Here is a 26,921-nt window from a genome sequence, read left to right as displayed (position 1 = left end):
GTCAATCCGGCTCCTTGCGGAGCCGGATGTCAGCTATTTCAGCGGCAGATAAAGATCGGTCACCAGTTCATATTCCGCCACCTCGTGCACGAAGTTGTGGTAGTGGAAATAGAGCGGAAAATCGCGCAGCTCCTCGCCGCTGGCCGGCAACCACTCGCTGTAAAGATAGCGGGCGCTTTCCGAGAGCCCATCCAGCGATCCGAGATGGCGCAGCACCGCGCAGCGCCCGGCCGGCAGCGTGCCGTTCACCACGCCGAAGGCGTTGTCCTCCGGGATCGGCGTAGTGACCTCGCCGCAAATGAAGAAGCGGAAGTCCTGCGCTTCGGTGGTGGCCGGATCGTGCGGCGCGATACCGTAAGTGCGGCTGCTTCTGACCGGCGACAGGCCGCTGATTTTGCGCCACTCGATAAAGCGTGCGGCGGTTTCGTTGACCAGCGCGGACGGGCCGCGATGTTCGATCATCGCCACCGGCGTGGCCGGGAAGTCGACAATGTCTACCTTCATGGGTTGTTTCCTTTTGTGTTTCGGCTCGGGAAAGCGTTGTTGCCAATCGATCCAGGCCGGCCGTTTGCGAAACTGGCTTGGCGTTTGGCTGAACGCCTGTTTGAAGGCGCGGCTGAAGGACTCCGGGTTTTGAAAACCGGCGTCCAGCGCGATGTCAATCACCGGCTCCAGCGGGTTATACGCCAGGCGGTACGAGGCGCGTTTGAGCCTCATCCACTGGATATAACGCCACACCGAGATGCCACAATACGCGCTAAACTGGCGTTGAAAGTGAAAGCGCGAAAAGTGGGCCACTTCGCTCAGTTTTTCGACGGTGAGCGCCTCGTCCAGGTGGCGGTCGATATAGTCAAAGACCAGCGCAAAGCGCTTTGCATACGTCTGGGTCATGTGATTGTCTCCTCCATGCCTGAACTTTGCCCGAGCCGCCGCCGCTTCTCCTGACGGATGATGCTGAGTTATCGCTGCAGGAAAAGGGAATGGTGCGGCGTTCGCCGCCGGCCAGGCCAAACTCATAACCCCCGCGCGGCTGTGCGCCGCGATCCCGACCGAGAAGATGAATATTACATGATGGATCGTTCCCGTTTGCTGAAATTCCTGCTGCCCTATCTGTGGCCGAAAGATAACCCGCGGCTGCGTTGGTATCTGGTGGTGGCCTTCGTATTCATGGTGGCGGCCAAGGTCAGCACCACGCTGGTGCCGCTGGCCTACAAAGCGATGGTTGATGCACTGAGCGGCGAGACGGCGAAAATGCTGGCGGTGCCGCTGGGGCTGATCGTCGCCTACGGCGTGGCGCGGGTGGGCGGCGCGCTGTTTGAGGAACTGCGCAACGTGATGTTTATTCACGTCAGCCAGAACGCCACGCGCCTGTTGGGCGTGCGGGTGTTCCGCCAGCTGCATGCGCTGAGCCTGCGTTTCCATCTGGAGCGCCAGACCGGCGGATTGTCGTTGTCCATCGAGCGCGGTACTCAGGCGGTGTCCACGGTGCTGTCGCGGCTGCTGTTCTCCATCGTGCCGATCCTGTTCGAGCTCTCGCTGGTCACGGCGATCATGTGGCATATGCTGAACGGCTGGTTCGCGCTGGCGATCCTGACGACGGTCGGTTGCTACATCCTGTTCACCGTGCTGGCGGTCAGCTGGCGCACCCGCTTTCGCCGCGAGCTCAACAAGGCCAACGCCGACGCCAACAGCAAATCCATCGACAGCCTGCTGAACTATGAGACCGTGAAGTACTTCGGCAATGAAGAGTTCGAGGCCGAGCGTTTCGACCTGTCGCGCCGGCTGTACGAATACGCCGCCATCAAGAACCAATTCAGTTTTACGGCGATCAACCTGGGGCAAACCGCCATTATTTCGATCGGACTGATCGTGATGATGACCATGGCGGCGCGGGGCATTACGCAGGGGACGATGACGGTCGGCGACTTCGTGCTGGTCAACGCCTATCTGCTGCAGCTGTATCAGCCGCTGAACTTCTTCGGCTTTATTTATTCCGAGGTGCGCCAGGCGCTGATCGACATGGAGAACATGTTCGATCTGCTGCAGGAACCGCGTGAGATCGTCGATAGCCCGGATGCGCAGCCGCTGCGCCTCGATCGCGGCGAAGTGAGGTTCGACGCGGTCAGCTTCGGTTACGACACGCGCCGGCCGATCCTCAAGCAGGTGAGCTTTACCATTCCGGCGGGCCACACGGTGGCGGTGGTCGGCGCCTCCGGCGCGGGCAAGTCCACGCTGTCGCGCCTGCTGTTTCGCTTTTACGACGTGCAGGGGGGCGCCATTACCCTCGACGGCCAGGACATTCGCCAACTGACCCAGGCCAGCCTGCGGCAGGCGATCGGCATCGTGCCGCAGGATACGGTGCTGTTCAACGATACGTTGCGTTATAACATCGGTTACGGCAAAACCGGCTCCAGCGATGAAGAAATCGAGCGGGCGGCGCGGCTGGCGCATATCCATGATTTTATCGTCGGTCTGCCCGACGGTTACGACACCCGGGTGGGCGAGCGCGGGCTGAAGCTGTCGGGCGGGGAAAAGCAGCGGGTGGCGATTGCGCGCACCATTCTGAAAAATCCGGCCATCCTGGTGTTTGACGAGGCGACCAGCGCGCTGGATACCCAGACCGAGCGCGAAATCCAGGGGCACCTGCGCGAGGTGAGCCGCAATCACACCACGCTGGTGATCGCTCATCGGCTCTCCACCGTGGTGGATGCCGATGAAATTATCGTGCTGGAGGCGGGGGAGATCGTCGAGCGCGGGGGGCACGAGGCGTTGCTGGCCGCGAACGGCCGCTACGCCGCCATGTGGCAAACTCAGTACAGCGAAGAGCAGGAACCGCACTGACGGAGCCGTTCACGTTCACCTCAGAGGCTGAGCGGCGTTGAGCCGCTGCGCCACGTAGTCGCAGGCGATGCGGCAGTCCCGCTTTAGGTCGGTCTCGTCGCCGGCCAGGCTGCCGCGCAGCCAAAGCCCATCGATCATCGCCGCCAGCCCGCGCGCCGCGTCGCGCGCCTGCTGCAGCGGCAGCTCGCGGCGGAATTGGCAGCAAATATTGGAATAGAGCCGCCGATCGTTGGCGCGCTGCAGGCGGCGCAGCACCGGTTGGTGCATGCTGGCGGCCCAGAAGTCGAGCCAGGCGCGCATGGACACGGCGTTGGTTTGGCTGGGGTGGAAGTTGCCCTGGATAATGGCGAACAGCTGTGACTGGCTGTCGCTCGCCGCTTGCGCGCGGCACTCGGCCACCGCGTCGCGCAGATCGCGCAGGATCTTGCGCATGGTGGCGCTCAGCAACCCCTCTTTATCGCCAAAATAGTGGCTGACGATGCCGGTCGACAGCCCGGCTTCTTTCGCGACCTGAGACAGGGTGACGCCGGCCAGCCCGACGACGTTTATGGTCTCGAAGGCGGCGTTAATCAACTGCTCCTTACGCTGCTCCGGAATGTCTCTTCGGTACATATTTTCCTCAACTGATAGGCCAATCACACTTTGGATTTGATTGATTGAACGGTCAATCAATACTCTATATGCTGCGAAAATGTCAAATAAATGGCGATAAAATGTTAATTAAAAGTTGCATTTAAATCGTCTGTCTTTCGCATCATGGAAGCCTGCCAATGACAACAAAAACTCCTCCATCGCTTGACGAAGAACCTGTCAGATTGAATGTCCCGGTATTTTTCGGCTCGGCGGCGGTGATCCTGCTGCTGGGATCGCTGGTCGTGCTGTTTCCCGCCGCCAGCAAACAGTGGTTGAACGTCGCGCAAAGTTGGGTCGCCGACGTGTTCGGCTGGTACTACATGCTGTTGATGGTCGCCTGCATGGTGTTCGTCTTCTGGCTGGCGCTGTCGCGCTTCGGCCATATTCGCCTCAGCCAGGATGACGAACCGCCGCAGTTCAGCTATCCCTCGTGGGTGGCGATGCTGTTCTCGTCGGGCATCGGCATTGCGCTGGTGTACTACGGCGCCTATGAACCGCTGGATCATTTTTTGTCGCCACCGGAAGGCAGCGGCGGCACCGTGCAGGCGGCGCGGCAGGCGATGGCGCTGACCTTTTTGCATTGGGGGCTGCACGGCTGGGCGCTGTATGCGCTGATCGCCACCGCGCTGGCCTATTTCGCCTATTGCCGCGGCCTGCCGTTGGCGCTGCGCTCTGCGTTATACCCGATCTTCGGCGAGCGCACCCACGGCGGCGCCGGCCATCTGGTGGACAGCTTCGGTATTCTGGTGACGGTGATTTCGATGGTAACCAACCTGGGGATCGGCGCGCTGCTGGTTAACTCGGGGCTGTTTTATCTGTTCGATATTCCGCAAAGCACCGGCGTGCTGCTGGCGCTGATCGTGGTGATGATGGTGGTGGCCACGCTGGCGGCGGTCACTGGCGTCGAGAAGGGCATTGCGATGCTGTCGAACATCAACGTCGGCTTCCTGTGCCTGTTGCTGCTGTTCGTGTTTCTGGCCGGCCCGACGCTGAATCTGCTCAACGGCATGTTGCAGAACCTCGGCGATTATCTCACTTCGCTGGTCAGCCGCAGCTTCGATATGTATCTGTACGGCAAGGCGCGCCAGTGGCAGGGCGCCTGGACGTTGTTCTATTGGGCCTGGTGGGTGGCGTGGGCGCCGTTTGTCGGGCTGTTCATCGCGCGCATTTCCAAAGGGCGCACCATTCGTGAATTGATCTTCGGCGTGTTGCTGATCCCGCTGGGCTTCACGCTGGCGTGGCTGTCGATCTTCGGCAATACCGCCATCAGCCTGGTGTTGGAAGGCGGGCAGGCGATCCTCGGGCAGGTGGCGCAAAGCGATCCGCCGATGGCGGTGTTCAAGCTGTTCGAATACCTGCCCTATACCCAGCTGACCGCCGGTTTTGTGGTAGCGATCAGTTTCGTGCTGTTCCTGACGCCGGTTGATTCCGGCACGCTGATGATAGCGAACCTCTCCTGCCAGGGCGGTTCCGCCCACGATGACGCGCCGGCCTGGCTGCGGGTATTTTGGGCGGCGGTCACCACGTTGATCTGCGCCGGGTTGCTGTACGCCGGCAGTTTCAGCGCGATGCAGACCGCGGTGGTGCTGTGCGGCCTGCCGTTCTCGGCGGTGATCGTGTTGTACATGGTCAGCCTGCGCAAGGATCTGCGCGGTTACGCCATGACGCCGGCGCTCCCTTGAGGCGGCTTATTCGTCCGCGCGCGGCCGGTGATGCACGTATTCGATAATCGTGCCGTCCGGCAGGCGCGCATTGAAACAGGCGCCGGTGGGCACTTCCACCGGGCCAAAGAAGATATCGGCCCCGGCGGCCAGCAGCCGCTCGTGGTAAGGATAAATGTCATCGACCAGCAACGTGCCGACGGTGCTGCGGAAAGGACGCAGGCTTTCTTCCGAGCCCTCCAGGATCAGAAACGGCCCTACTGCCGCCAGCACCAACCGATGTTCGGGAAAGTCGAAACGCATATCCGCTTCCACGCCGTGCAGCCGCTCGTAAAATGCGATGGCGCGGTCAATCTCGCCTTCATCGACGTAGACCCGGATCAGCACGCGCGGCTCGCGCAGCGATGAAGAGTCGGCGGTTTTGCGCCAAAAGCCCGCTTCTGTCAGTTTTGCCGTCATTGCTCATTCCTCATGGTGGTTCGTTGCCCCGTCATCATGCCGCCGTTTGGCCGCAGGGATTAGACTGAGTTGTTATGAACTAGCAGCGGCGGAAATAAAAAAGCCCCGGTAACGGGGCAAAGACCCGCTCAGGTCGGAATAGCGGGCTAAAGCGGGCGTCAGGCGCGATGGAATTCCGGCAACACCAGTTGACCGATCTCCTGCATCGTCTCTTCCAGCGGCCGCTGGTTGCGGCGGAAATGCAGGCCGATGTGGTTGACCCCGGCGTCACGCATGGCGCTCAGTTCCTGAATCAATCCATTGCGGCCGCTCTTTATGCCGAAGCGATGGCGCTGAATCGGCGCGTCGGCGTTATCGGTGAGGTCGAGATGAATAAAGCTGACGTAGGGCTTGTCACCGGCTACGTTACGCCAGAGTTTGACTCGCGAAACGTGGTCTGCAGGCGTGCCGGGATACGACAGCCAGCCATCCATATTTTTGCCCACCCACTCGGGCGTTTGTTGCGCCAGCCCGGCGACCAGCAGCGGCGGCGGCGGCGTGGCCGGCAGCAGGCGCAATCCGGGCTGGAGCGCGCTGTCGGCTTCACCTTTGAGAATGCCGACGCTGGTGCGGAAGTTTTCACCGCGCGCGGCGTAATCGGCGCCGAACAGCGGGTACTCCACGGGGCGATCGCCGCTGGCGACGCCGAGCAGCAGACGATCGCCGCTCAGCGTTTGCAGCGTGGAAGCCGCTTTGCGCACCAGCCAAGGCTGGCGCAGCGGCAGCACCACGGCCGCGGTGCCCAGTAGAATATTGCGCGTCAGGCTGGACAGGTAGCCGAGGTAGGTAAAGGTCTCAAACACCTGCGCGGCGTCGCCGAAGTCAGGATCGTACAGCGGCACGTCACGAACCCAGGCGGCGCGAAAGCCGAGCTCATCGGCCAGCTTGATGCGCGCAGCGTGTTCACTCATGTCCGGCACGCCGAACGGCCGCCCGTCCTGCTGGCGTTTCAGCTGCCCACTGGTGGACCAATCATTGTCCAACGGCAGCTCAATACCGATGGAAAGCGGCTCCCGGGTTAGTCTTTCGATGCTCATGTGTCACTCCGTCTCAGGCCTTGCGGCGCGGTGTCGAACGATGGCACGAAGTGTTGCATGACGATTAATTGATATAAACAGCCCTAATCGCAATAGATAATTGCTGTTGCGAGCATAATTACCTTGCAGGATACGGCATGATTGCCGTGATTTACGTCACGCTCTGCGCTTTTGCTATTGTCCAGATGAAATTATGTAACTTTGCCAATGGCCTTTCCCTCATAAGAGTTAGTTTGTTGTGCGGCAATAAAATAAAACGAAATGATTCAATAGATAAAAGTCAAACTGAATATTCCCCAGCGTTCATTCAATACGGGTAAAAAATTAATAAGCCTGAAGAGTGATCGTTGAGATTATTCGCAAATGGCGTGGAAATAGGCGTTTTTAACCGAAGAAAAATACCCGTTATTATTTTATTTTCTGTAAAAACAGAGAGGTAAAATATCTTTTTGTGATAATGCGATTTTAAAATAGTACCGAACAAAAACTTCATTCGTCTCTAAGAAAGCGCCGGTTGACAGACCGCCGGCTTACGATAATTTTATGTCATTAACATGTTAATGAGTTGTTGTCGTGACGGAGGGCCAATTTCTCTCTTGGCCGTGCGCTTAACACACTTATGCCATGGCGGCTTGCCATTCATAAGTTAACTTATGGACACATGACGCTATGAATACATCGCCAGAGCCTCGCAGCGCATTAAGTGAAGAGAACCGGTTGCTGATTATTTTATTTTTCGTTTTCGGCTGCGTGTTCGTCGATCGTCTGACCATCTCGTTTCTGTTTCCGATGATTGCCGCCGACCTCAAGCTCAGCAACGTGCATCTCGGCACCCTGTCGGCGGTGCTGGCGTTAACCTGGGCGCTGTCTGGCGCCGGGCTGGGGGCGATAGCCGATCGTTTTAATATCCGTAAACCGATGCTGATCCTGTCGATCCTGGTGTTTTCGCTGTTCTCCGCGCTGTCGGGGTTGGTCAGCGGCTTTGCCATGCTATTGATCTTCCGGGCGTTGATGGGGATCGCCGAAGGGCCGGTATTGCCGATCGCACAGTCGTTGATGGTGGAAAAATCGCAGCCGCAGCGCCGCGGTTTCAACATGGGGTTGATCCAGGGCGCGGCGCCGGGATTGTTGGGCGGTATTATCGCGCCGCCGCTGATCATCTATCTGGCGCAGAAGTGGGGCTGGAGCATGGCGTTTCACCTGACCGCCGTGCCGGGCATCATTCTGGCGTGGCTGATCTATCGCTATGTGAACGGCAAAAAGGATCCCGCTTTCAGCGCCGCGCCGGCGGCCGACAAGGCGGCGAACAAAGGTGCTTACGGCGAGTTATTCAAAATCAAGAACGTGGCGCTGTGCATTCTGATCTCCTGTGTGTTCGTCACCTGGTTCATGATCATCATTACCTTCACCCCCAACTTTTTGGTGACCGACCGCGGTTTCGGCGAAGGCACGATGGGCGGCATCATGAGCGCCATCGGCGCCGCCTGGGTGTTTTGGGGCGTGGCGGTGCCGGCGATTTCCGATCGCTTCGGCCGCAAGCCGACGCTGATCTTCTTTTCGCTGCTGGCGGTGTGCTGCCCGCTGTTTTTGAGCTACGTCGATAACCCGTGGCTACTGGGCGTGCTGGTGTTCCTGTCTTATACCGGCCTTGGCTGTTTCACGTTGTTTATGGCCACCATCCCGTCTGAAACGGTGTCGCCGGCGCGCATCGCGACCGCGTTGGGGCTGGTGATGGGAATTGGCGAGGTGGTTGGCGGCTGCCTGGCGCCGTTTATCGCCGGGCTGATCGCCGATCGCTACGGGCTGGTCAGCGTGATGTGGCTGGCGGCCGCCGGCGCCGTGTGCGCCGGCGTACTGAGTTGTTTTCTCGATGAAACCGCCCCTGCCGTGGCGAACCGCCGAGCGGTGAAACCGGCGGGCGTCGCCGACGTCTGAGGCGGTTTTCATCCCATTCAATCAAGGAGAGCGAAGATGTCAGCAGAACCATCCGTACTGAATCAAAATGCCGAACCGGACTGGAAGAATTACGACGATTTCGCGCGCGGCATCGACACCAACCGGCTGCCGGGCACTCAGGACTGGCGCGGCAAAACGTTGCAGATCGCCTTTGAAGACGGCGGGGAAATCACGCTGCGTTTCAGCGCCGATCGGCAGCGGGTGCTGTGGGCCTGGGGCGGGGAGAGCGGCGAGGACGCTTACGAAGAGGTGCAAACCTCCGCCGCCCGCTATTTCTTCAATATTCCGCTGCAGTCGCCGGGCAACGAATGCCTGACGCTGGTGCTCAACCGCGACAGCGGCCGGGCGCTGCTGGTGCGCAGCACGTTGCTGCCCGAGCAAACGGTGGAAAAGGGATCTCGCCTTAAGCAAAGCTTCCACGTTGGGCAGATTGACGGCGTCACGCCGGGCGGCGTCGCGCCGCATCTTACCCGCGAGCTGATCGGTTATCGCACGCTGAATGTCTACAGCCCCAACCACTATTACGAACACTTCTACGTCAACACCGAGCGCTATGCCTGGCAAAACCTGCGCGGCGAACAATTCGGCCACGGCGACATGGACTACGCCACTTACTACAAGTTTGAGGACGAGATGTTCCTGTTCACCTTCCGGGAAAAGATTATCCCGGTGTGCTCGGTGTTCTTCTTCGACTTTATCTCCGGGCGCTGCACCGGCACCTTCCTCGGGTTGGACGCCGCCGGCCGGGTGTTGGTGTCACCGGCCGGGGCGTTTATCAGCAAGATGAGCTACAACGCCTACCCGGAAGGGGTACAGCCGCTTTGATTCAGGCGTTTCTGACCAGCGATCCGGCGTTGATCTCCGCAATGGTTTTCGCGCCGGTGAGCGTCATGGCGACGCGCATCTCTTTGTCGATCAGATCCAGCAAGTTAGCCACCCCGGCTTCGCCGGCCGCCGCCAGCGCATAGACGAAGGCGCGCCCCAGCAGCACGCTGTCGGCGCCCAGCGCGATCATGCGCACCACGTCCAGGCCGCTGCGGATGCCGGAGTCGGCCAGCAGGGTGATGTCGCCTTTCACCGCGTCGGCGATCGCCGGCATGGCGCGCGCGGTCGACAGCACGCCGTCCAGTTGGCGGCCGCCGTGGTTGGAGACGATGATGCCGTCGGCGCCGAAGCGCACCGCATCTTTGGCGTCTTCCGGATCCAGAATGCCTTTGATGATCATCGGGCCGTCCCAGAATTCGCGGATCCACTCCAGATCTTTCCAGGAAATCGACGGATCGAAGTTGGCGCCCAGCCAGCCGATGTAGTCTTCCAGGCTGGTTGGTTTGCCGCGGTAGGCCGAGACGTTGCCCAGATCGTGCGGCTTGCCGAACAGGCCGACATCCCAGGCCCACTGCGGATGGGTAAACGCCTGCAGCACGCGGCGCAGGGCGGCGTTAGGGCCACTCATCCCCGAATGGGCGTCGCGATAACGGGCGCCCGGCACCGGCATGTCGACGGTGAACACCAGCGTTTTCACGCCGGCGGCCTTGGCGCGCTCCAGCGCGTTGCGCATAAAACCGCGATCTTTGAGCACGTAGAGCTGGAACCACATCGGCCGATCGATCGCCGGCGCCACCTCTTCGATCGGGCAGACCGACACGGTGGACAGCGTGAACGGAATGCCTTTTTTGGCCGCAGCGCGCGCGGCCTGCACTTCGCCGCGGCGGGCGTACATGCCGGTCAGCCCCACCGGCCCCAGCGCCACCGGCATCGCCAGCTGCTCGCCGAACAGCGTGGTCTCCAGGCTGAGTTCGGACATATTGCGCAGCACGCGCTGGCGCAAGGCAATATCGGCCAGATCCGCGGTATTGCGCTTCAGCGTATGCTCCGCGTAGGCCCCGCCGTCGATGTAGTGAAACAGAAACGGCGGCAGTTTGGCCTGGGCGGCGGCCCGGTAGTCGGTTGACGCGGAGATGATCATAGTGTTTACCTTCTTGTCTTGCTTGCGATAACGAGTGTTCAGTCAGAGCGTGAGGAGCGCTGCCATGGCGGCGGCGATCCCGCCGTACGCCAGCATCGGCAGTACGGTCTTTCTGATGATTTTGCCTTCGGCGTTGCCGATCCCGAGGATCGAACAGACCGCGATAATGTTGTTCAGGCACACCATGTTGCCCATGGCGCCGCCGACGGACTGCAAGGCCAGCGTCAGGTTGACGTCAAGACCGCTGCTCTGGGCGATCGACTGCTGAATGCCGCCGAACGTCAGGTTCGAAACGGTATTGGAGCCGGAGAAGAACGAGCCCAGCGCGCCGAGGAACGACGAGAACAGCAGCCAGCTGTCGCCGGTCAGCGCCGCCAGCGCTTTACCGATCAGGATCACCGGCGCGTTGTCGCCGCCCTGCATCATCAGGTTGACCATCACCAACGCGCCGAACAGGGCGATAAAGGGCCGCGCGATGCGCCCGCCGGTTTCGCTAAACATTTGCCGCATCTGGCCGCCATTCAGACGGAACAACGGAATGCACAGCAGCACCACCAACAGGAACGGGATCAGCGCCGGGACATACAGCGTTTTGTAGCCGGCGGCGGCGGTGGTGCCCAGCACCTGCTGCAGTTCGACGATCAGCGCCCGGCTGATGCACAGCTCCCCGAGCCAGCCGAGGTTTTCCCGCCACAGCAGCGCGGTGTTGTTGAGCAGCGCTTTAAGGCCCAGCTGGTGGACGCGCGTCACTATCAGAATAGCAATCAGCAGCAGGGTCGGGGTCATGGCCTTGACCACCTGCATGAACGGCACCGCCTGCCCGGCGCTCTGCGGTTTGTCGCCGCGGGCGAGGCCGATACCGCCGCGCGCCAGCAGCACCGACAGCGCCAGGCCGATTGCACCGCCGACCAGCGCCGGGAATTCATAGTTCACCTGGGCCAGCAACAGATAGGGCAGGGTGCAGCTCAGCACGCTGAGCAGGATAAACGGCAGGTTGCGGCGGATATCCTGCCAGGAAACGATAAAGCGCAGCGCCAGCAGAGGAATGACGAAGCCGGCGACGAAGTGGATCAGCGCGGTTTGCCGGCCGATCTCCAGCAGGCTGGCGTCCGACAGGCCGAGATTGGCAAAGCCGAACCAGGTAGGGGTGCCCACGGCGCCGAAGGAGACCGGTACCGAGTTCATCACCAGCGTCAGCAGGGCGACGCGCAGCGGGTTGAAGCCCAGCCCGACCAGAATCGGCGCGGCGATGGCGGCCGGGGTGCCGAAGCCGCTGGCGCCCTCGATCATAAAGGCGAACGCCCAGCCGATAATCATCAACTGGGCCACGGGATTGGGGCTGATGGTTTCCAGCCAGCGGCGCACCACGTTCTCCGCGCCGCTTACCTGCATCAGTTTGTTGAGCAGGATGGCGCCGGCAATGATGGTGATCGGCGTCAGCGTCGACACCAGCGCGGTGATGATATTGGCATGCAGCAGCCGCAGCGAGGCATCGAACCACAGGAGCTGTACGACATACACCACGGCGGCCGTCAGCGGCAGGGCGAGATAAGAGGGCACGCCATTCCTTTTGGTCATCATCCAAATCAGCAGGACGATGGGCGCAATACTGAAAAGCAGGGGCATAAGATCCTCAGGGTTATTATTTTTATGGGCAGAGATATGTAGCTGAAAGGTTAATTGCTGCAACATTTTCATTCTAATCACAACGTTGGCGACGATGCCATGCGGTAATTTTTTAACATCGGCGAACGGCGCCGGCGGAGGGAAACTGGCCGGCAGGAGGCGTTAAGCTAACTGCTTTAAAATCAGTTTGATAGGAAGAGTTTTTGTGTGATGAATGCGTGAGTTCACATTAATTAAGCGGTAATGTTCAATAGTTCATGTCCAAAAATGCGGTAATCCCCGCGTCTTTTTACGGCCGCAGGGAAATAATCAGAGCAGGGAACTCAAAAATAATGGCTGATATTTTGGTAGGAACCGATGATATGTTCGATCAGCAGACGGGTTTTTAACGGCAGATTGCGGGTGTAAGGATAAACGGCGTAAATGCCCAGCACTTTGCCGCAGTGGCCGGCCAGGATCTCCGTCAGTTTACCGTCCTGCAAATCTTCATACACCATGCAGCGCGGCACCATGGCGATGCCGTGGCCACCGATCACCGCTTTGCGGATCGCCCGCGCATTGTTGGCCGACAGGTTGCCGTTAACCTGCAGCTCGTAGATGTCGTTGCGCCCCGGCCGCTTCATCAGCCAGTTGGCGGTGCCGCTCTCCTGGTAGGTGTAGGTCAGGCAGTTGTGGCTCAGCAGATCGTCGGCGTTGCGCGGTTCCGGGTGGCTTTCCAGGTAGCCCGGCGAGCAGACGATCACCCAGCGGGAATCGAAGATCGGCCGGGCAATCAGGCTGGAATCCGGCATGGTGCCGGTCCGGATCGCCAGATCGATGCCTTCTTCCACCAGATCGACGAAGCGGTTTTCCAGCCGCATTTCGACCTTCAGGCTGGGATGCAGGGCGCAAAATTCCGCCACGCTTTCGCTCAGCAACAGCTCGCCCGAAATGGTCGGCACCGACATACGGATGGTGCCGGTCAACTCTTCGCTCTTTTCGCTGACGGCGTACAGCGCCTCCTGCACTTTGGCGCCGATCTCTTTGGCCTGCTGGTAGAGCGCCTGGCCGCTTTCGGTCAGCGTCAGGCTGCGGGTGGTGCGGTACAGCAGGCGGGCACCCAGCGATTTTTCCAGCCGCCCGATGCGTTTGCTGACCACCGAGCTGGTGATGCCGGCGCTCTCCGCGGCCTTGCTGAACGAGCCGCAGTCGACAATCAGGGCAAACAGAATCAGGTCGTTGGCGTATTCGTGAGTGGCGAGCATGGGCATCCTTAGAGTGAGAGTCCTGTTGCCCAGTGTAAGTCCGGCGCGGCAGGAAGCAATCTTTTCAGCCTGTTTCCAGCGCCGGCTAACTGGTCGGATCTGAAATTTTCTTGGTTAATTACCTCTTAAGCTGAGAATTATCCTTCAAATAAATCATGGCTATTCCTGGGGTGGAATTAACTTTCATGTTTTTATAAGCAATTAAATTAGAATAGTCCTTATATCAAGCGTTACTTCTTCCACTAAGCCTGCGGCGTAGTGTAAATAATTGTATTGATCTGCTTGTGCGAGAGGGCTATTCTTTTTCCCGCAGCGCTCTCATTGTTATCAATTAAATGTTTTTCAATGTATTGAAGAATTACTCTGTCTTACCGGCAGAGTGATGGGTAGTGTGTTTATATTTTAATATATATAAGGATATTGTAATGAAGAAAATCAATCTGTCTGAAGCGGAAAACATCGTCGGCGGTACTTTCGTTTGTTCCAAGGAATTTGCTTGGGTGGGAACCGGCAGCAACAGAACCTGTAACCTGGTGAAAACCTGCGCGGATAAGTTCGGCGGTGTGCAAAAGTATTATACGCCGGCACCTGCTGCGAGCTGCCCGACTAATCCAACCACGCCAAGCTGAGGTGGGTAGACCGCCTGCATTTGGATGAACGGTGGGCAGGCGGGCAGCGTTCGCGCTGTCCCGCCTGATATCGGGCGAAGCAGTCGTCTTTAGCTTTTTATTATTTACGGTGTTAATTTTTTTACACACGTTCACTCTGTCAAGTGAATATTAATTAATGCGCAGGATGCGTCCGTTATGTATAAACGTCCCTTGCTTTTTATCAGCTACACGCTCGTTATTATTTTCGCCTCTTCTTTTTTGACCGCGCTTTATTTCCAGCATTATGTTATGGCCTCGCCGGCGGCGGAAAGCCTGAGTTTTCTCTCTTCGGAAAAAGTCGAGCAAAGCCCGTTGCAAGACGACAATACGATTGTCGAAGTGTTCTCTTACGCCTGTCATTATTGTGAAGTCAATGAGAGCGGCGTGGCCGAGCTGGAAAAACGTTTACCAGCGGGTGCCAAATTGGTGCGTTTGCATCTCAGCGACGACGATCACGCCGGCATGGCGGCCTTTGCGCCCCTCTTCGCCACCCTGACGGTCATGGGGATCGAGGCGCAGCATCGTCCCGCCGCTTACCGCGCCATTATCAAAGAAAACCTCAATCTGGCGGATGAAAAGCAGCTCAGCGCCTGGTTGGAGGCCAACGGCATCGACGAGGCCGCTTATCAGCGGGCCAGAGATTCAGAGCGGGTCAAGGAACTGTTGGCGTATATGACGGCGGTAAGTCGCTATTACCAGGTCAATGCGACCCCCAGCTTTATCGTTAATCGCAAATGGCTGGCGTTGCAAGACCGCGAGTTTTCCGCTTTCAGCCAGCAACTGCTGTCGCTGTTGCAGCACGATAAGCCGCTGGCCCCCTGATGCGCCTGCTCGCGGTTCGAGGCTATCTGGCCTGGCGTAACGGCCTGGACGCCGTGGCGCGTCTCTCGGCTGTCCGCACCGGGGTGAGCCGGAGTCTGACGTGCGCTCTGCTGCGCCGCATGGATTATCGCCTGTGGCTAAAGATGCAGAGGCGGTTGAGGTGGGGTCTGCAGCAACGCCGTTTTCGCCACCGGCAAGCGGTCGCTGAAGCGAATCGCCAAAGCCTGCTGGGGGAGGGCAAGCTGGACTTCGCCTGGCTAATGCAGCGGCGGCAGTGGCTGGATTTGGCGGCGCTTCAGGCCCGCAACGCCGCGTTGATGGAACATTTGGCGCAGTGCACTTCACAGCTCAATCAGGTGGTGGAGCCGCTGCATCGCGCCGGGGTGCCGGTGTTGTTGGCGCCGATGCACACGGTTTCCGACGTGTTGGCGACGCTGGTCGGCGCGGGCGTTTATCCCGGGCGGGCAACGGTGATCGTTTCCGGCGACGCGCAGACGTTGGCGCGGCGAGCGCCTGAGGGGGAATGGCGGCAGCGGCTAGACTATTGCTCAATTCACGACGATCCCCGGCATATTGCCAGCACCTTGTCGCAGGTGCTGCTGGAGGCGACGGAGCATCGGCGCAATATCATCCTCTTCCCGGACATCACGCCGGATTACACCTTGAACAGCACCCGGGACGCCTCGGCCAAACTGGCTTGCCGTTTGTTCAACCGGCCGGCGCATTTGCACAGCGGCATCGTTCGATTATCCCGGGCGATGCGGGCTCGGGTGGTGTGCTATTCGCTTTATTACGATCGCGGCGTTCGTATTCACATAGAGGAACCGATTGCCACGGAGCAGGTCGGCTGCGCCGTGCCGGAAATCGTCGAGCGCACCCTGCGGCGACATGCGGATGATTGGCTGCTGTGGCATTCGCACTCTTTATTTTTTATCAACGAATAAGTCAGGGATATCACTACGCATGGAAAACACCCTCCCTACGCCGGTCTTGCAGAACGAAATCAATGAGTGCGGGCTGGCCTGCATCGCCATGCTGGCGGAAACGCAGGGCGTTCGCGTGCCATTGACGGAACTGCGTGAGCGTTACCCCGCTTCGCAACACGGCACTTCGCTGGCGACGCTGTGCGCCATTTTAGGGGAGCTGGCGTTGCCGGCTTATCCGGTGGCGTTCGAGCACCGGGATCTGGCGGCGCTGCCTTTACCGGCGATTCTGCATTACGGCGCGGGCCACTATGTACTGCTGGCATATCGTCAGGGCGGTTACGTCTGCGTAATGAATCCGGCGTTGGGGCAACAGCTGCTGCCCTACGCCGCCCTGAAAGCGGAAATCAGCGGCTACGCATTGGTGCTCGATCGCGACGATTTACCGTCCACCGCCCCCGCCGTGCGGAGCCGCCGACGGGGCGCTTTCGCCAGTTTAAGCCTGAAGGATACCGCCGGCATCGCCGGCATTTATCGCCTGGCGGCGATGACGTTTCTTATCTCGCTGACGCTGTTCATCATGCCGATGATGGTCGCCAGCGCGATCAATCAGGTGTTCGCCATGGCTGGTGAGATCGCATTCCCTTACGCCTACTATCTGCTGGCGTTTGTGGCATCCACGGCGCTGGCTCTGATGGCGCGCATCATCACCGAGCGTTTTATCAAAAACTTCGTGTTGCTGCACGGCGCCGCCGGCTTTTCCCGCCTGTTGGAAAATTCGCTGAATTTCTTCAGCAAGCGCGCGCCCGGCGAGATTTTCAGCCGTTTCACCAGCTGGCAGATGGCCGCCGGCCAGAAAATCGAACTGGATAACGGCCTGCGCACCGACTGGATCATCGGAGCTATCGCACTGGCGGTGATGAGCTATTTGAGCCCGATGCTGGCGCTGGTGCCGGTTGTCGGCATGCTGCTGATGGGGGCGGTCAGCGTTTGGGCCATTTATCGCGATCGCCACTTCACCCAGCAGTTGCAGGTGAGAGGGGCGGCGCAGAATGATTTTATTCTGGAAACCATTCAAGGGTTTTCGACCATCAAGTCCGCCGGTTTGGCTGGCCAGCGGCAGGAAGGGTTCGCCGAATATGCCCGTTCGCTGTTCAACTGCCTGCAGCGGCAAAAAATCTATGAGCAGGTCAAGGGCAGCATTTATCAACTGATTGGCAGCCTGGAAATGGTGGTGTTCATGCTGCTGGCGTTGCCGTTGCTCAAAGGGGGCGAGCTCAGCCTGGGGGCCTTCTTCGCCTACAGTTTTCTGCGCGAAATCTTTACCTCTTACACCAGCAAGATCTTTTTTGCCGTCCTGCAGAAAAACCAACTGCACGTTATCGATGAACGTGCGCGGGATCTGTTTCCTGCCGTATCTCTGCGTACCGGGTCTGGCGACGAAAGCGTGAACCATTTTGATGTGCAGTTGGCGTATCGGGGGGTGAGCTTCGCTTACGACGCCGGCCAACCGGTTTTGCGCGACCTGTCGCTGACGCTGGAACGGGGCGAGTGCATCGCCATCTGCGGCGGTTCCGGCGCGGGCAAGAGCACCTTGCTGAAGGTGCTCGCCTGTCTGCTGACGCCGCAGCAGGGGGAGCTGAGTCTGGATGGGCGCACACTGGCAAACGCCGCCGCGCAGCGGCTGTTCTTCCTGCAAAGCCAGGAGGACATTCTGTTCAATGCCTCTGTGTTGCAGAACATCACGCTGTTCGCGCCGTCGGCGCCGGGCCAGCAACGGCAGGTGGAACAGGCGCTGCGCAGCTTGGGGCTGGCGGACGCGGTAGCGCAGCTGCCGGGCGGCGTGAACGCCCTGGTACGGGAGAGCCATGCCGGGCTGTCGCTGGGGCAGCGGCAGCGTCTGTTGCTGGCACGCGCCATGTATAGCCGTTGCCCGGTGTTGGTACTGGACGAGCCAACGGCGAATCTGGATGAAAAGACTGCGGCGGCTGTGATGTCGGCTCTGGTGGCGCATTGCCGCGAAAACCGTAAAACCCTGGTGACCGTGACGCATAACCCGCGGCTGTTGCCGTTGTTCGATCGGGTGCTGCGCATGTCTCAGGGCAGGCTGGTGGCTGAAGTCACCGTCGATGCCAGGGCAAATGATTGTGCTGAGGCAGGGTGACGTGGCTGGAAAGAGACGCTGGGGACAAGCGGCATGGCTGATGGTTGTCTTGCTGACGCTGTTGTTGGGCGGGCTATCTTTGTTGAATCGCTCCCCTGAGCCCGAAGTGCCGCAGACGGCGCGCGTCGATCGCGGCGACATCGAAAAAAGCGTGTTGGCTACCGGCATTTTGAAACCGGCCCGGCAGGTGAACGTTGGCGCGCAGGTCAACGGCCAACTGAAAAAACTGTATGTTAAACAGGGGGACAGAGTGGCTCAGGGCCAGCTGTTGGCCGAGATAGATCCGACGTTGCAACTTAACGAACTGCGCAAGTCGCAGGCTGAATTACGCAGCGCGCAGGCGCAGAAATTGGCGAGTCAGGCGCAGCTCAAGCAGTACCAGTTGGAGCTGACGCGGCAAAGGGCGCTAGCGCGCGACCGCGCCGGCGTGGCCAGCGATTTGGAAAAAGCGCAGGCGCAGCGCGACGCGCAACTGGCGCAGTTGAAAGTGAACGAGTCGCAGATCGTCCAGGCCGAAGTCGCACAGGAAACGGCCAAGGCCAATCTGGCTTTTACCCGTATTACTGCCCCTATCGACGGCGAGGTGCTGGGCATCGTCACCCAAGAAGGGCAAACCATCGTCTCGTCGCAAAGCGCGCCGACCATTTTAGTGATGGCAGACGTGGATACGATGATGGTGCATACCCGCATATCGGAAAATGACATCTTGCAGGTGAAGACGGGGCAGCCGCTGTGGTTTTACGTCGCCGCCGATCCCCGCCGCCGATATGAGGGGGCCATGGGCGCGATACAGCAGGCACCGGCGGAGGCGCTGGAAACCGACCCACTGGGCAGGAATTCAAGCCAGCAAACGGCGGCGGTGTATTACAACGGCGTGTTTGCCGTCGCCAATGGCGAACGTCGACTGCGCACCTCGATGACGGCGCAGGTAGTTATCATTACCGAACGCGCACAGGGAGTGGTGCGGGTGCCGATGGCTGCGCTGGGCGCGGCATTGGATGAAGGGGGTTACCAGGTCAAGGTGTTGGAAGGTGAGCAGACCGTGGTACGCCGAGTACGTATCGGCACCCGCGATCGTCGCTATGCCGAAGTGCTGGAAGGGCTGAACGCAGGGGAACGGGTGCTGCTGGAGCAGCAGCCTGATGCGGAGGACGGCCATGTCAGCTAGCACGGATCCCATTATCGTTTTGGATAACGTTTCGCGCGAGTTTCAAGCCGGAGAGCTGAAAATTGCGGTCCTCAAGCGCGTTTCCCTGAGCATTCAACGGGGAGAAATGGTCGCTATCGTCGGCGCCTCCGGTTCTGGAAAATCGACGCTGATGAACATTATCGGCTGTCTGGACAAGCCTTCTCAGGGCGAAGTGCACATCAACGGGGTGGCTATTGGGCAAGCCGACGGCGATCGCCTGGCGCAGCTTCGCAGCCGGCATATCGGCTTTATCTTCCAGCGCTATCATCTGATGCCTTACCTGACCGCCGGCGAGAATGTGGCGATCCCGGCGCTGTATACCGCCATGCCGGCCGCAGAGCGTCGCCAGCGGGCAGCGCATTTGTTGACTCGGCTCGGGTTGGCGCAGCGCGGCGGTCATCGCCCGGCGCAGCTTTCAGGTGGGCAACAGCAGCGGGTCAGTATTGCACGCGCCCTGATGAACGGTGCGGAAATCATTTTGGCCGATGAACCGACCGGCGCGCTGGATAGCGCCAGCGGTCAGGCGTTGATGGCCATTTTGCATGAGCTGAACGCGATCGGGCATACCGTGGTCATCGTGACACACGATCGGCGGATCGCCGAGCAGGCACGGCGGATCATTGAGATCGGCGACGGCGAGATCGTGGCGGATCGTTGCCATGATGCCGCCCGACAGCGTTTTGCGTTCGAGAGGCCGCTGGCGTTGGCTGCGCCGCTGAAACGCATGAGCCCTTGGGCGGCGCTGCGAGAGGCGCTCGGCATGGCTTGGCGGGCATTATTAGGGCATCGGGTCCGGGCATTATTATCGATGCTCGGCATCATCATCGGCATTGCGGCGGTTGTTTCCGCCATCGCCATCGGTGAAGGCACGCGTCAAAGCATTCTCAGGGAAATCAGCCAGCTCGGTTCCAGCACGTTGGAGATTCGCCCTGGCCTCGGGTGGGAAAAATCGCGTCCCGATTTTGCGCGTTCGCTGAGCGCGCGCGATGCTGCATTGCTGGCGGAGATGCCTTACGTCGACAGCATCTCGCCGGTTATCAGCACTCAACTGTCGGCCGTGCGCGAAGGCAAGCAGGTGCCGCTCGCCGTGATGGGCGTCGGCGAGGGGTATTTCCGCACGCAGGGCATTCGGCTGCTTTCCGGTGGCCTGTTTACTGCGCAGGATCTGAGTGAGCGCGCACCGGTGGCGGTAATTGATCCCTTGTTAAAGCAGGCTCTGTTTTCTTCCCGGCAAGATCCGGTGGGCGCGGTGTTGCTGATAACGGGTGTGCCTTATCGGGTGATCGGCGTCGCGCAACGCCGCGGCGCCCAATATGCCGGTTCTCAACCGCTTGCCTGGCTGCCCTATACCTCCCTGACTGGTCGCATCGCCGGCGATATGCCGCTGGAATCCATTGTGATGCGAGTGAATGAAAAACTGACGCTGGAAGAGGCGGGGAGGGAGGTGACCCGGCGTTTGATGGTGGAACACGGGCGGCGGGATTTCTTCACTCTGACCGACGATCAGCTGACGCAATCCATTCAGCGTGCCTCAGACTCCATGCAGTTGCTGATTACCGCGATTGCTGCCATCTCGCTGCTGGTGGGCGGCGTGGGGGTAATGAACATCATGCTGGTCTCGGTGACGGAACGGACCCATGAGATCGGCATTCGATTGGCGGTGGGCGCCGCTGAGAAGGACATTATGCGGCAGTTTTTAATTGAGGCGGTGGTGATCTGCAGCCTGGGGGGCGTGTTGGGGATCGCCTGCGCCGCGCTGGTTAAAGGGGCTCTGAGCGGATTGGCGCCGCAGGTAACGATGATCTTTACCTGGCCGCCGTTGCTGCTGGCCTGCGGATTCTCGGCGTTGATCGGTGTCGGGTTTGGGTTCTTTCCCGCTCGCACCGCCGCGCGCCTGCAGCCGGTGGAGGCGCTGGCGCGAGAATGAGCCGACTTCTGGTTTGCGGGCTGGTGATGCTGTCGCTGAGCGCCTGCGGATGGCGGCCGATCGACCCCAGGTCGCCACCGTCGCTGCCGCTGCAGTGGCGTGTGGTCGATGAACGTTCCGGTTCACTGCGGGCGGGCATCGCCTGGTGGGAAAACTTCAATGATCCGCAACTGTCCGCGCTGATCGATGGCGTGCTGATCGCGAATCAGGATCTGGCGCTGGCCGGATTGCAGTGGCGCGAGGCCGTGTTGGAGGCCGGATTAGCGCAGGGCAATTTGACGCCGGATCTGGCCGCCAGCCTGAGCGGCCGCAATACCCGAACGTTGCGGAGCACGGATACGCCGCAGGAAAGCTACCGTGCGGGGCTTTCTCTGAGCTATGAGCTGGATTTATGGGGCAAGCTGGCACGTATTCGCGAACAGGCCGAATGGCTGGCCGCCGCCTCGGAGTTGGACCGGCGCAATACCGCGTTGACCTTGATCGGTGCGACCGCGCGCGGGTATTGGCAGATTGCCGATTTGAATCAGCAAGTCACCTATCAGCAACAGGCGCTGGCGATCGCGTGTGAAACTTTGCGGCTGGTGACGGCTCGTCACACCGCCGGCGACGTTGGCCAATTCGAACTGTTGCAGGCGGGACAAAGTCTGTTGGCACGAGAGAATCAGCTGCATGAGCTGGAGCGACAGCGGGAAGATGCGCGTAACTCGTTGGCGTTATTGTTCGGGCGATCGCCGCTGCTGCGCTATAGCGAACGGCGTTCGTTGCCGCTTGAAGAGGTGGCTGTCGTACAGCGCCAGCCGGCGAAGGTGATTGCGCGCAGGCCGGATGTTCAGGCGGCAGAGCGCCGCCTGAGAGCGACGCTGGCCGGTGCGGAGGCGGCCAGATTGAGTTTTTATCCGGCGCTGAGTCTGGAGGCTGGGTTGGATGCCGGCAGCGGGCTTTTCCGCCGGTGGTTCAGTGAACCTTCGCGTTCGCTGGGCGCAACGTTGACGCTGCCGTTTATCGAATGGCGCAAGATGCGTTTGTCCAGCGACAAAGCGGCGTTGCAGGCGCAGCGGGCGGAGGTTCAATTTCGCGATGCGGTCTACCGCGCGCTGGCCGATGTGGACAACGCCATGCGACAACGTCTGGAAGCACAGCGGCAAATCGGCAACCAGCGGCGGCATCTGGCGATGAGCCGACAAGCCGTGGCGTTGGCGCGGCATCAATATCAGGCCGGTTCCGTCGCGCTGCAAACGCTGCTGGATGCGCAAGAGGCCGTGTTGACCAGCGAAAATTCGCTGTCGGCGCTGCAATATCGCTACCTGAACGCCACGATGCAGCTCTGGCTGGCACTGGGCGGCAACGAGGCTTTCGCATCGGGGCAAGGAGAATAAGCATGGAGAAAATAAGGCGAGTGGTGGTCACCGGTTACGGTGCCGTCACCGCGCTGGGAGGCAACGTGCAGCAAAACTGGCAGGCTATCATGGCCAGCCGCCTGGCCTATCGTTATCACGATAAATCGGCGGCGGGGATCCACGCGCGCTTTTTTGCTTTGCTGGAGTCTGAACCACCGCTGGAGGGCGTTGCCGCGCGGGTAAGCCGCCGCTTGCCCAGATTCGCCAGGTTGGCGCTTGCCGCAGCCGCGGAGGCGATCGAAATGGCGTTTTCATCCAGTTTTGTTGGGCCCGCGCACTTTTATTCGTCGTTGGAGTGCGGGGCGATTATTGGCAGCGGCTGGGGCGGCCAGGATGAGATCATGCAAAACAATGCGGACTATCTGCAATCCGGGCTGGGGCAGCTGTTTGGCTGTTTTCACGCGATGCCCAATATCGCGACCGCCATATGTAGCCAGCATTGGTTGCTGCGGGGCTATCAAGGCTCGCCGGCGGCGGCCTGCGCGACCGGCGGCATCGCGATTGGCGATGCGTTTGAGGTGATACGCAGCGGTCGCGCTTCAATGATGCTGGCCGGCGCCTCGGAGTCGTTGCGCGGAAACGGCGCGATCTGGAATATGGATGCGTTGCGTTTGTTGAGCCGGGAGCAGAAGGATATCACTAAAGCCAGTTGCCCGTTTAGCCGGGAACGCAACGGTTTTGTCCTGGCGGAAGGCGCCGCCGTATTATGCCTTGAGGAACGGGATGCGGCTTTAGCGCGCGGTGCGACGATCCTGGGGGAGATCAAAGGGTACGGCAATTTTTCAGACGCTTCCGATCTTACCGCGCCGTCGAAGGATCCTCAGACTAAGGTGAAAACCCTACGGCGGGCCTTGGAGCAGGCGGGGCTCGGCAGCCATGAAATCGACTATATCAATGCGCATGGCACCTCTACGCTGCAAAACGATGTGAGCGAAACCCAGGCGATCAAGGCGGCGCTGGGACGCGATGCTTATCGCATACCGATTTCCAGCACGAAATCCTATACCGGGCACCTGCTTGGCGCATCCGGCAGCTTTGAGGCCATCGTCTGCCTGCAAGCATTACAGCAACAAATGATGCCGGCAACCTGCCATTTGCACGAGACCGATCCCGAATGCGATCTTGATTATATTCGCGAAGGGCATCGGCACGGTCGTCTGCGTAATGTCATGAGCCTCAGCTTCGGTTTCGGCGGCGCCAATGCGGCGCTGATATTTGGCAATCACTGTGGATAACGTTAGAACGTATGGACAAATATCATCGGTTATATGAGGCGATTTGCGGCCTGTTGCATGAAGCCAGAGGGCTGGAGAGAACGATGCTGTCGGCGGATATGCCGCTACAGCAGCTTGGACTGGACAGCCTGGATTATATGGAGCTGATGTTGTTGGTTCGGCGAGAATTCGGCATTACGCTCACTGCGGAAATGCTGATCGAGCATCCTGAGTTGACCCTCGGCGAATTGTGCCACGTGATAATCCGTCAATAATTTCATCCCCCCAGGCGATCGCTTGTTGAGGTAAAGCCTGGGTTTTTCGTCTGTTGTGACTGCTATTTCATTCTCACCCTTCCTGTTTCACTCTGTTATCGATATCCATAATTATTAATGCTTATTCGTCAGGTTAATATGAACCTGTGGTGGTTTTTTATTCGCATTTTGGCGGTGTTATTAATGGCGAGTGTTAATGACATGGCGATGTTTTTTTAGGAATATTCTTTGTTTTGCCGGTTAATTTATCAATCTTACTCTACATCGTGCCCGGTAGTGATAATGCAAGCTAAAGCAAACAGGGGACTGCGCGGTGATAATACCGGGGATCTGCGGAACCCATTCACAATAGCGCCTCACAGGGGCGGCAGGCGCCGGTGATAATAACACCTGTCGCGCTGTTCGCATTCGGCAAATCCGCTATACTCCGCGCTGGATGCAGGAACCTATCCATAAGCCAGGGGCTACCCTGAGTGTCCATTGTGGTGATGTAAAAGGAAAATGACAGCCACATTTTTCCTCTCAAAGTAATGAGGTTGTATGTCTAATCGTAAACATCTGACGCCTTCCGAAGTGGAGAGACTGCTTGAGGTCACGCTGCATGGAAAGAATCCAGAACGCGATTATTGTTTGATTTACATGTGTTTTATTCATGGGTGTCGCGCCAGTGAAATAGGGGGATGGCGTTTGTCGGATATCGATCTGGAGGGCGGTAATATCTATGTGCATCGGTTGAAAAATGGCTTTTCCACCGTGCATCCGCTCTATCTGCGCGAAAGACAATGTCTGCGGCGCTGGTTGGATAAGCGTCAGCGGCACCGCTGGGCCGATCGGGAGTGGCTGTTCCTTTCCAACCGCGGCGGCCGTCTGTCGCGTCAACGGATTTACGGGTTGATTCGCCATTACAGCAAGGCGGCCAAATTGGAGGTCAACGCTCACCCACATATGCTGCGGCATGGCTGTGGATTTGCATTGGCGGACCGCGGTATCGATACCCGTTTAATTCAGGATTACCTCGGGCACCGAAATATCCAGAATACGGTGATTTATACCGCCAGCAATGCGCAGCGCTTTAAGGAAATTTGGTAAGTATGATTTAAGTTAATAACGTTAAGGAGTCACTTTGAACTAAACTGAAACATACTGTAAGGACGCGTAAAAACAATGTCAATATTCCCATGCCTCCTTTCCTGTTTAAAGGATAATTTAATTAAAAAACAGTATGTTGCGATTTAATTGCGTGTCATGCCCCTCCCTCTGATTCTAAGTAAAATCCTAATCAAAGTTCCACGGCTTTAAATCATTGAGCTAACACCTTGGTTTTTTAGTCTGATTTGTCAGTCATTCACCACTCTATTGGTTTTTAATTCCGATAAATTAATGTTTTTTGGTTTTAAAAACCAAAGGAGTCACTTTAGTTCAAAATGAATCGTTTGGATGAATGAGCTTGGTGCCATTAATCAGTCTGGCTAAAGCCCTCCGTATTCATGGAACTAAATAAAAGGAATGACATTAAGGATATGTCGGAAATAAACCCATGCATATTTTGCATAATTTTAAGGAAAGTAGGATGAAAAAGAATCTGTTGGCTGTAGCTGTACTGACTGCGTCCGCATTTATCCCCTCTGCATTTGCTGCTGACGGCGCGCTGAATATCACTGGCACCATTACCGATCAGTCTTGCACTGTCGATCCGGATTCCCAAAACAAGCAGGTCGCTTTGGGCAAGATCGCCAAAGATGCCTTCACCCTGTCTAAAACCGCCGGCGCCAAGGCGTTCAATCTGGTGCTGAAAAATTGCCCGGCCACTGTCACCGGTGCCACCGTGCGTTTTGACGGCACCCAGGTTCAGGGGCAGTCCGGGCTGTTGCAACTGACCGGCGCCGGCACTGCCGGGGTCGCGGGCGGTATTGGCGTGCAGCTGCTGGACGACGGCAGCAACGTGTTAAATATCGGTAACGATTCCCGCGTCTATACGCTGGCAGAGAACAAAGACAACGTTCTGGGCTTTGTCGCGCGTTATTTCGCTTATGACAACGTTTCCGTCGGTAGTGCCAACGCTACGGCCAACTTCACCATCGTTTATCAGTAAGGCCATGCCGTTACGGCGGCGGAACAGCTAGAAAAATGAGCCAGAGAGCGTGTCCTCTGGCTCTTATTCATCGGTGATGGAAACGGGAAGAAAGAGAATGAAAGCAGGATACTTTGCGCTGACGGCGGCGTTGTTGATGACGCTTTGGGCTCCGGTACAGGCCGGCGTGGTAGTGGGTGGAACGCGCCTCATCTACGACGGCGGTAAAAAAGAGTCTGCTCTGAATATCAGTAATCCGGATGCGGTGCCTTATCTGATCCAATCCTGGGTCGATGCGCAAGAAGGCGATAGCGCAAAAGCGCCTTTTATCATCACGCCGCCGCTATTTCGTTTAGACGGCGGCCAAAATAACCTGCTGCGCGTGGTGCGCGCAGGTGGCAATTTACCAACGGACAGAGAGTCGCTGTATTGGCTGAATGTGAAGGCGATCCCTTCGGTGGAAAAGAAAGAAAACACGTTGCAGATCGCCATCAAGACCCGCATCAAGTTGATTTACCGCCCGCAGGGGCTCGCCGGCAATCTGGAGGAGGCGGCCGGTAAAGTGACGTGGCGACGCAGTGGCGATCGTCTGCAGGTGACCAACCCTTCTCCCTACTACCTCACCTTTTTTAATTTGAAGCTGAATGGCCACGCCATCACCGGCAACACCATGGTAGCGCCGCAGGCGAGCGCCAGTTTCCCGCTGCCGACGGCGAGCGGTGCAGGTGGCAGCCTGAGCTGGCAAATCATTAACGACTATGGCGGCACCGGCCAGAACTTCACCAGCACGTTATAACCGGGCAGCGGTGCGTATTTTTTGCTCTGGG

Annotated in this window: 23 protein-coding genes; 16 read left to right on the top strand and 7 right to left on the bottom strand. The window is 58.7% G+C overall.

The features are described from left to right. Positions 1-33: 33 nt before the first annotated feature. A complete protein-coding gene (locus ACJ8OK_RS17455) occupies positions 34-891 on the bottom strand; it encodes an AraC family transcriptional regulator (RefSeq protein WP_085058848.1) in 858 nt (285 codons plus the stop codon). Positions 892-1,071: 180 nt separating this feature from the next. Here ACJ8OK_RS17455 and ACJ8OK_RS17450 point away from each other — a divergent pair, with 180 nt between their 5' ends. Next, positions 1,072-2,841, top strand: a complete 1,770-nt coding sequence (locus tag ACJ8OK_RS17450; protein ID WP_033633586.1) for an ABCB family ABC transporter ATP-binding protein/permease — start codon at positions 1,072-1,074, stop codon at positions 2,839-2,841. A gap of 15 nt (positions 2,842-2,856) precedes the next feature. Here the strand turns inward: ACJ8OK_RS17450 and betI are convergent, their stop codons facing one another. Next, on the bottom strand, positions 2,857-3,453 hold the full coding sequence (betI, locus tag ACJ8OK_RS17445) for a transcriptional regulator BetI (RefSeq protein WP_033632188.1): 597 nt from the start codon (positions 3,451-3,453) through the stop codon (positions 2,857-2,859). A 158-nt stretch (positions 3,454-3,611) separates the two neighbouring features. Here betI and ACJ8OK_RS17440 point away from each other — a divergent pair, with 158 nt between their 5' ends. Beyond that, on the top strand, positions 3,612-5,156 hold the full coding sequence (locus ACJ8OK_RS17440; protein ID WP_060560169.1) for a BCCT family transporter: 1,545 nt from the start codon (positions 3,612-3,614) through the stop codon (positions 5,154-5,156). Positions 5,157-5,162: 6 nt separating this feature from the next. Here the strand turns inward: ACJ8OK_RS17440 and ACJ8OK_RS17435 are convergent, their stop codons facing one another. Continuing rightward, positions 5,163-5,594, bottom strand: a complete 432-nt coding sequence (locus ACJ8OK_RS17435; RefSeq protein ID WP_048324762.1) for a VOC family protein — start codon at positions 5,592-5,594, stop codon at positions 5,163-5,165. Positions 5,595-5,752: 158 nt separating this feature from the next. After that, positions 5,753-6,670, bottom strand: coding sequence for a TIGR03571 family LLM class oxidoreductase (locus tag ACJ8OK_RS17430; protein ID WP_004931740.1), 918 nt, complete (start codon positions 6,668-6,670; stop codon positions 5,753-5,755). Positions 6,671-7,339: 669 nt separating this feature from the next. Here ACJ8OK_RS17430 and ACJ8OK_RS17425 point away from each other — a divergent pair. Beyond that, entirely contained in the window at positions 7,340-8,605 is a 1,266-nt protein-coding gene (locus ACJ8OK_RS17425; protein ID WP_060560165.1) for an MFS transporter, read from the top strand. A 36-nt stretch (positions 8,606-8,641) separates the two neighbouring features. Then, positions 8,642-9,451, top strand: coding sequence for a MoaF C-terminal domain-containing protein (locus ACJ8OK_RS17420; protein WP_033632192.1), 810 nt, complete (start codon positions 8,642-8,644; stop codon positions 9,449-9,451). A gap of 1 nt (position 9,452) precedes the next feature. On the opposite strand, the gene lldD is transcribed toward ACJ8OK_RS17420, so the two are convergent. The 3 genes from lldD to ACJ8OK_RS17405 all read right to left on the bottom strand — a co-directional run bounded on the left by lldD (position 9,453) and on the right by ACJ8OK_RS17405 (position 13,462). Beyond that, positions 9,453-10,592 (bottom strand): FMN-dependent L-lactate dehydrogenase LldD, encoded by a 1,140-nt coding sequence (lldD, locus tag ACJ8OK_RS17415; RefSeq protein ID WP_033632193.1) that lies wholly within the window; start codon positions 10,590-10,592, stop codon positions 9,453-9,455. A gap of 42 nt (positions 10,593-10,634) precedes the next feature. Beyond that, positions 10,635-12,218 carry an L-lactate permease gene (locus tag ACJ8OK_RS17410; protein ID WP_060560163.1) on the bottom strand — a complete coding sequence of 528 codons (1,584 nt, stop codon included), beginning with the start codon at positions 12,216-12,218 and terminating at the stop codon, positions 10,635-10,637. 323 nt (positions 12,219-12,541) lie between these two features. Further along, positions 12,542-13,462, bottom strand: a complete 921-nt coding sequence (locus tag ACJ8OK_RS17405; RefSeq protein WP_033632195.1) for a LysR family transcriptional regulator — start codon at positions 13,460-13,462, stop codon at positions 12,542-12,544. Positions 13,463-13,887: 425 nt separating this feature from the next. Between ACJ8OK_RS17405 and ACJ8OK_RS17400 the strand changes: the two genes are divergently transcribed. From ACJ8OK_RS17400 to ACJ8OK_RS17345, 12 genes are all read left to right on the top strand, one after another. Next, positions 13,888-14,091, top strand: a complete 204-nt coding sequence (locus ACJ8OK_RS17400; protein ID WP_033632196.1) for a DUF4762 family protein — start codon at positions 13,888-13,890, stop codon at positions 14,089-14,091. 177 nt (positions 14,092-14,268) lie between these two features. Beyond that, positions 14,269-14,934, top strand: a complete 666-nt coding sequence (locus tag ACJ8OK_RS17395; protein WP_033632197.1) for a DsbA family protein — start codon at positions 14,269-14,271, stop codon at positions 14,932-14,934. Further along, positions 14,934-15,878 carry a hypothetical protein gene (locus ACJ8OK_RS17390; RefSeq protein WP_060560162.1) on the top strand — a complete coding sequence of 315 codons (945 nt, stop codon included), beginning with the start codon at positions 14,934-14,936 and terminating at the stop codon, positions 15,876-15,878. Before ACJ8OK_RS17395 ends, ACJ8OK_RS17390 begins: the two co-directional genes overlap by 1 nt. A gap of 19 nt (positions 15,879-15,897) precedes the next feature. Then, positions 15,898-18,021, top strand: coding sequence for a peptidase domain-containing ABC transporter (locus tag ACJ8OK_RS17385; protein WP_374930094.1), 2,124 nt, complete (start codon positions 15,898-15,900; stop codon positions 18,019-18,021). A gap of 40 nt (positions 18,022-18,061) precedes the next feature. After that, entirely contained in the window at positions 18,062-19,189 is a 1,128-nt protein-coding gene (locus ACJ8OK_RS17380; RefSeq protein WP_033632200.1) for an efflux RND transporter periplasmic adaptor subunit, read from the top strand. After that, the gene (locus ACJ8OK_RS17375) at positions 19,179-21,137 is read left to right on the top strand and encodes an ABC transporter permease (RefSeq protein ID WP_079007640.1); all 1,959 of its coding nucleotides are present in this window, start codon (positions 19,179-19,181) and stop codon (positions 21,135-21,137) included. The genes ACJ8OK_RS17380 and ACJ8OK_RS17375 overlap by 11 nt, the downstream gene beginning before the upstream one ends. After that, complete coding sequence (locus ACJ8OK_RS17370) at positions 21,134-22,513, top strand: efflux transporter outer membrane subunit (protein ID WP_060560156.1); 1,380 nt, start codon at positions 21,134-21,136, stop codon at positions 22,511-22,513. The genes ACJ8OK_RS17375 and ACJ8OK_RS17370 overlap by 4 nt, the downstream gene beginning before the upstream one ends. A gap of 2 nt (positions 22,514-22,515) precedes the next feature. Beyond that, positions 22,516-23,769, top strand: a complete 1,254-nt coding sequence (locus ACJ8OK_RS17365; RefSeq protein WP_060560155.1) for a beta-ketoacyl-[acyl-carrier-protein] synthase family protein — start codon at positions 22,516-22,518, stop codon at positions 23,767-23,769. Positions 23,770-23,780: 11 nt separating this feature from the next. Next, a complete protein-coding gene (locus tag ACJ8OK_RS17360; protein WP_033632204.1) occupies positions 23,781-24,023 on the top strand; it encodes an acyl carrier protein in 243 nt (80 codons plus the stop codon). A gap of 540 nt (positions 24,024-24,563) precedes the next feature. Beyond that, entirely contained in the window at positions 24,564-25,112 is a 549-nt protein-coding gene (locus ACJ8OK_RS17355; RefSeq protein WP_004931783.1) for a tyrosine-type DNA invertase, read from the top strand. A 481-nt stretch (positions 25,113-25,593) separates the two neighbouring features. Then, entirely contained in the window at positions 25,594-26,115 is a 522-nt protein-coding gene (locus ACJ8OK_RS17350; protein WP_004931785.1) for a fimbrial protein, read from the top strand. Between the two features lie 97 nt (positions 26,116-26,212). Continuing rightward, entirely contained in the window at positions 26,213-26,890 is a 678-nt protein-coding gene (locus ACJ8OK_RS17345; RefSeq protein WP_033632205.1) for a fimbrial biogenesis chaperone, read from the top strand. Positions 26,891-26,921 lie beyond the last annotated feature (31 nt).

The sequence above is a fragment of the Serratia sp. CY71090 genome, assembly GCF_052166845.1.
In the GTDB taxonomy this organism is placed as follows: domain Bacteria; phylum Pseudomonadota; class Gammaproteobacteria; order Enterobacterales; family Enterobacteriaceae; genus Serratia; species Serratia nematodiphila.
This window is presented reverse-complemented; position numbering and strand designations above follow the sequence as displayed.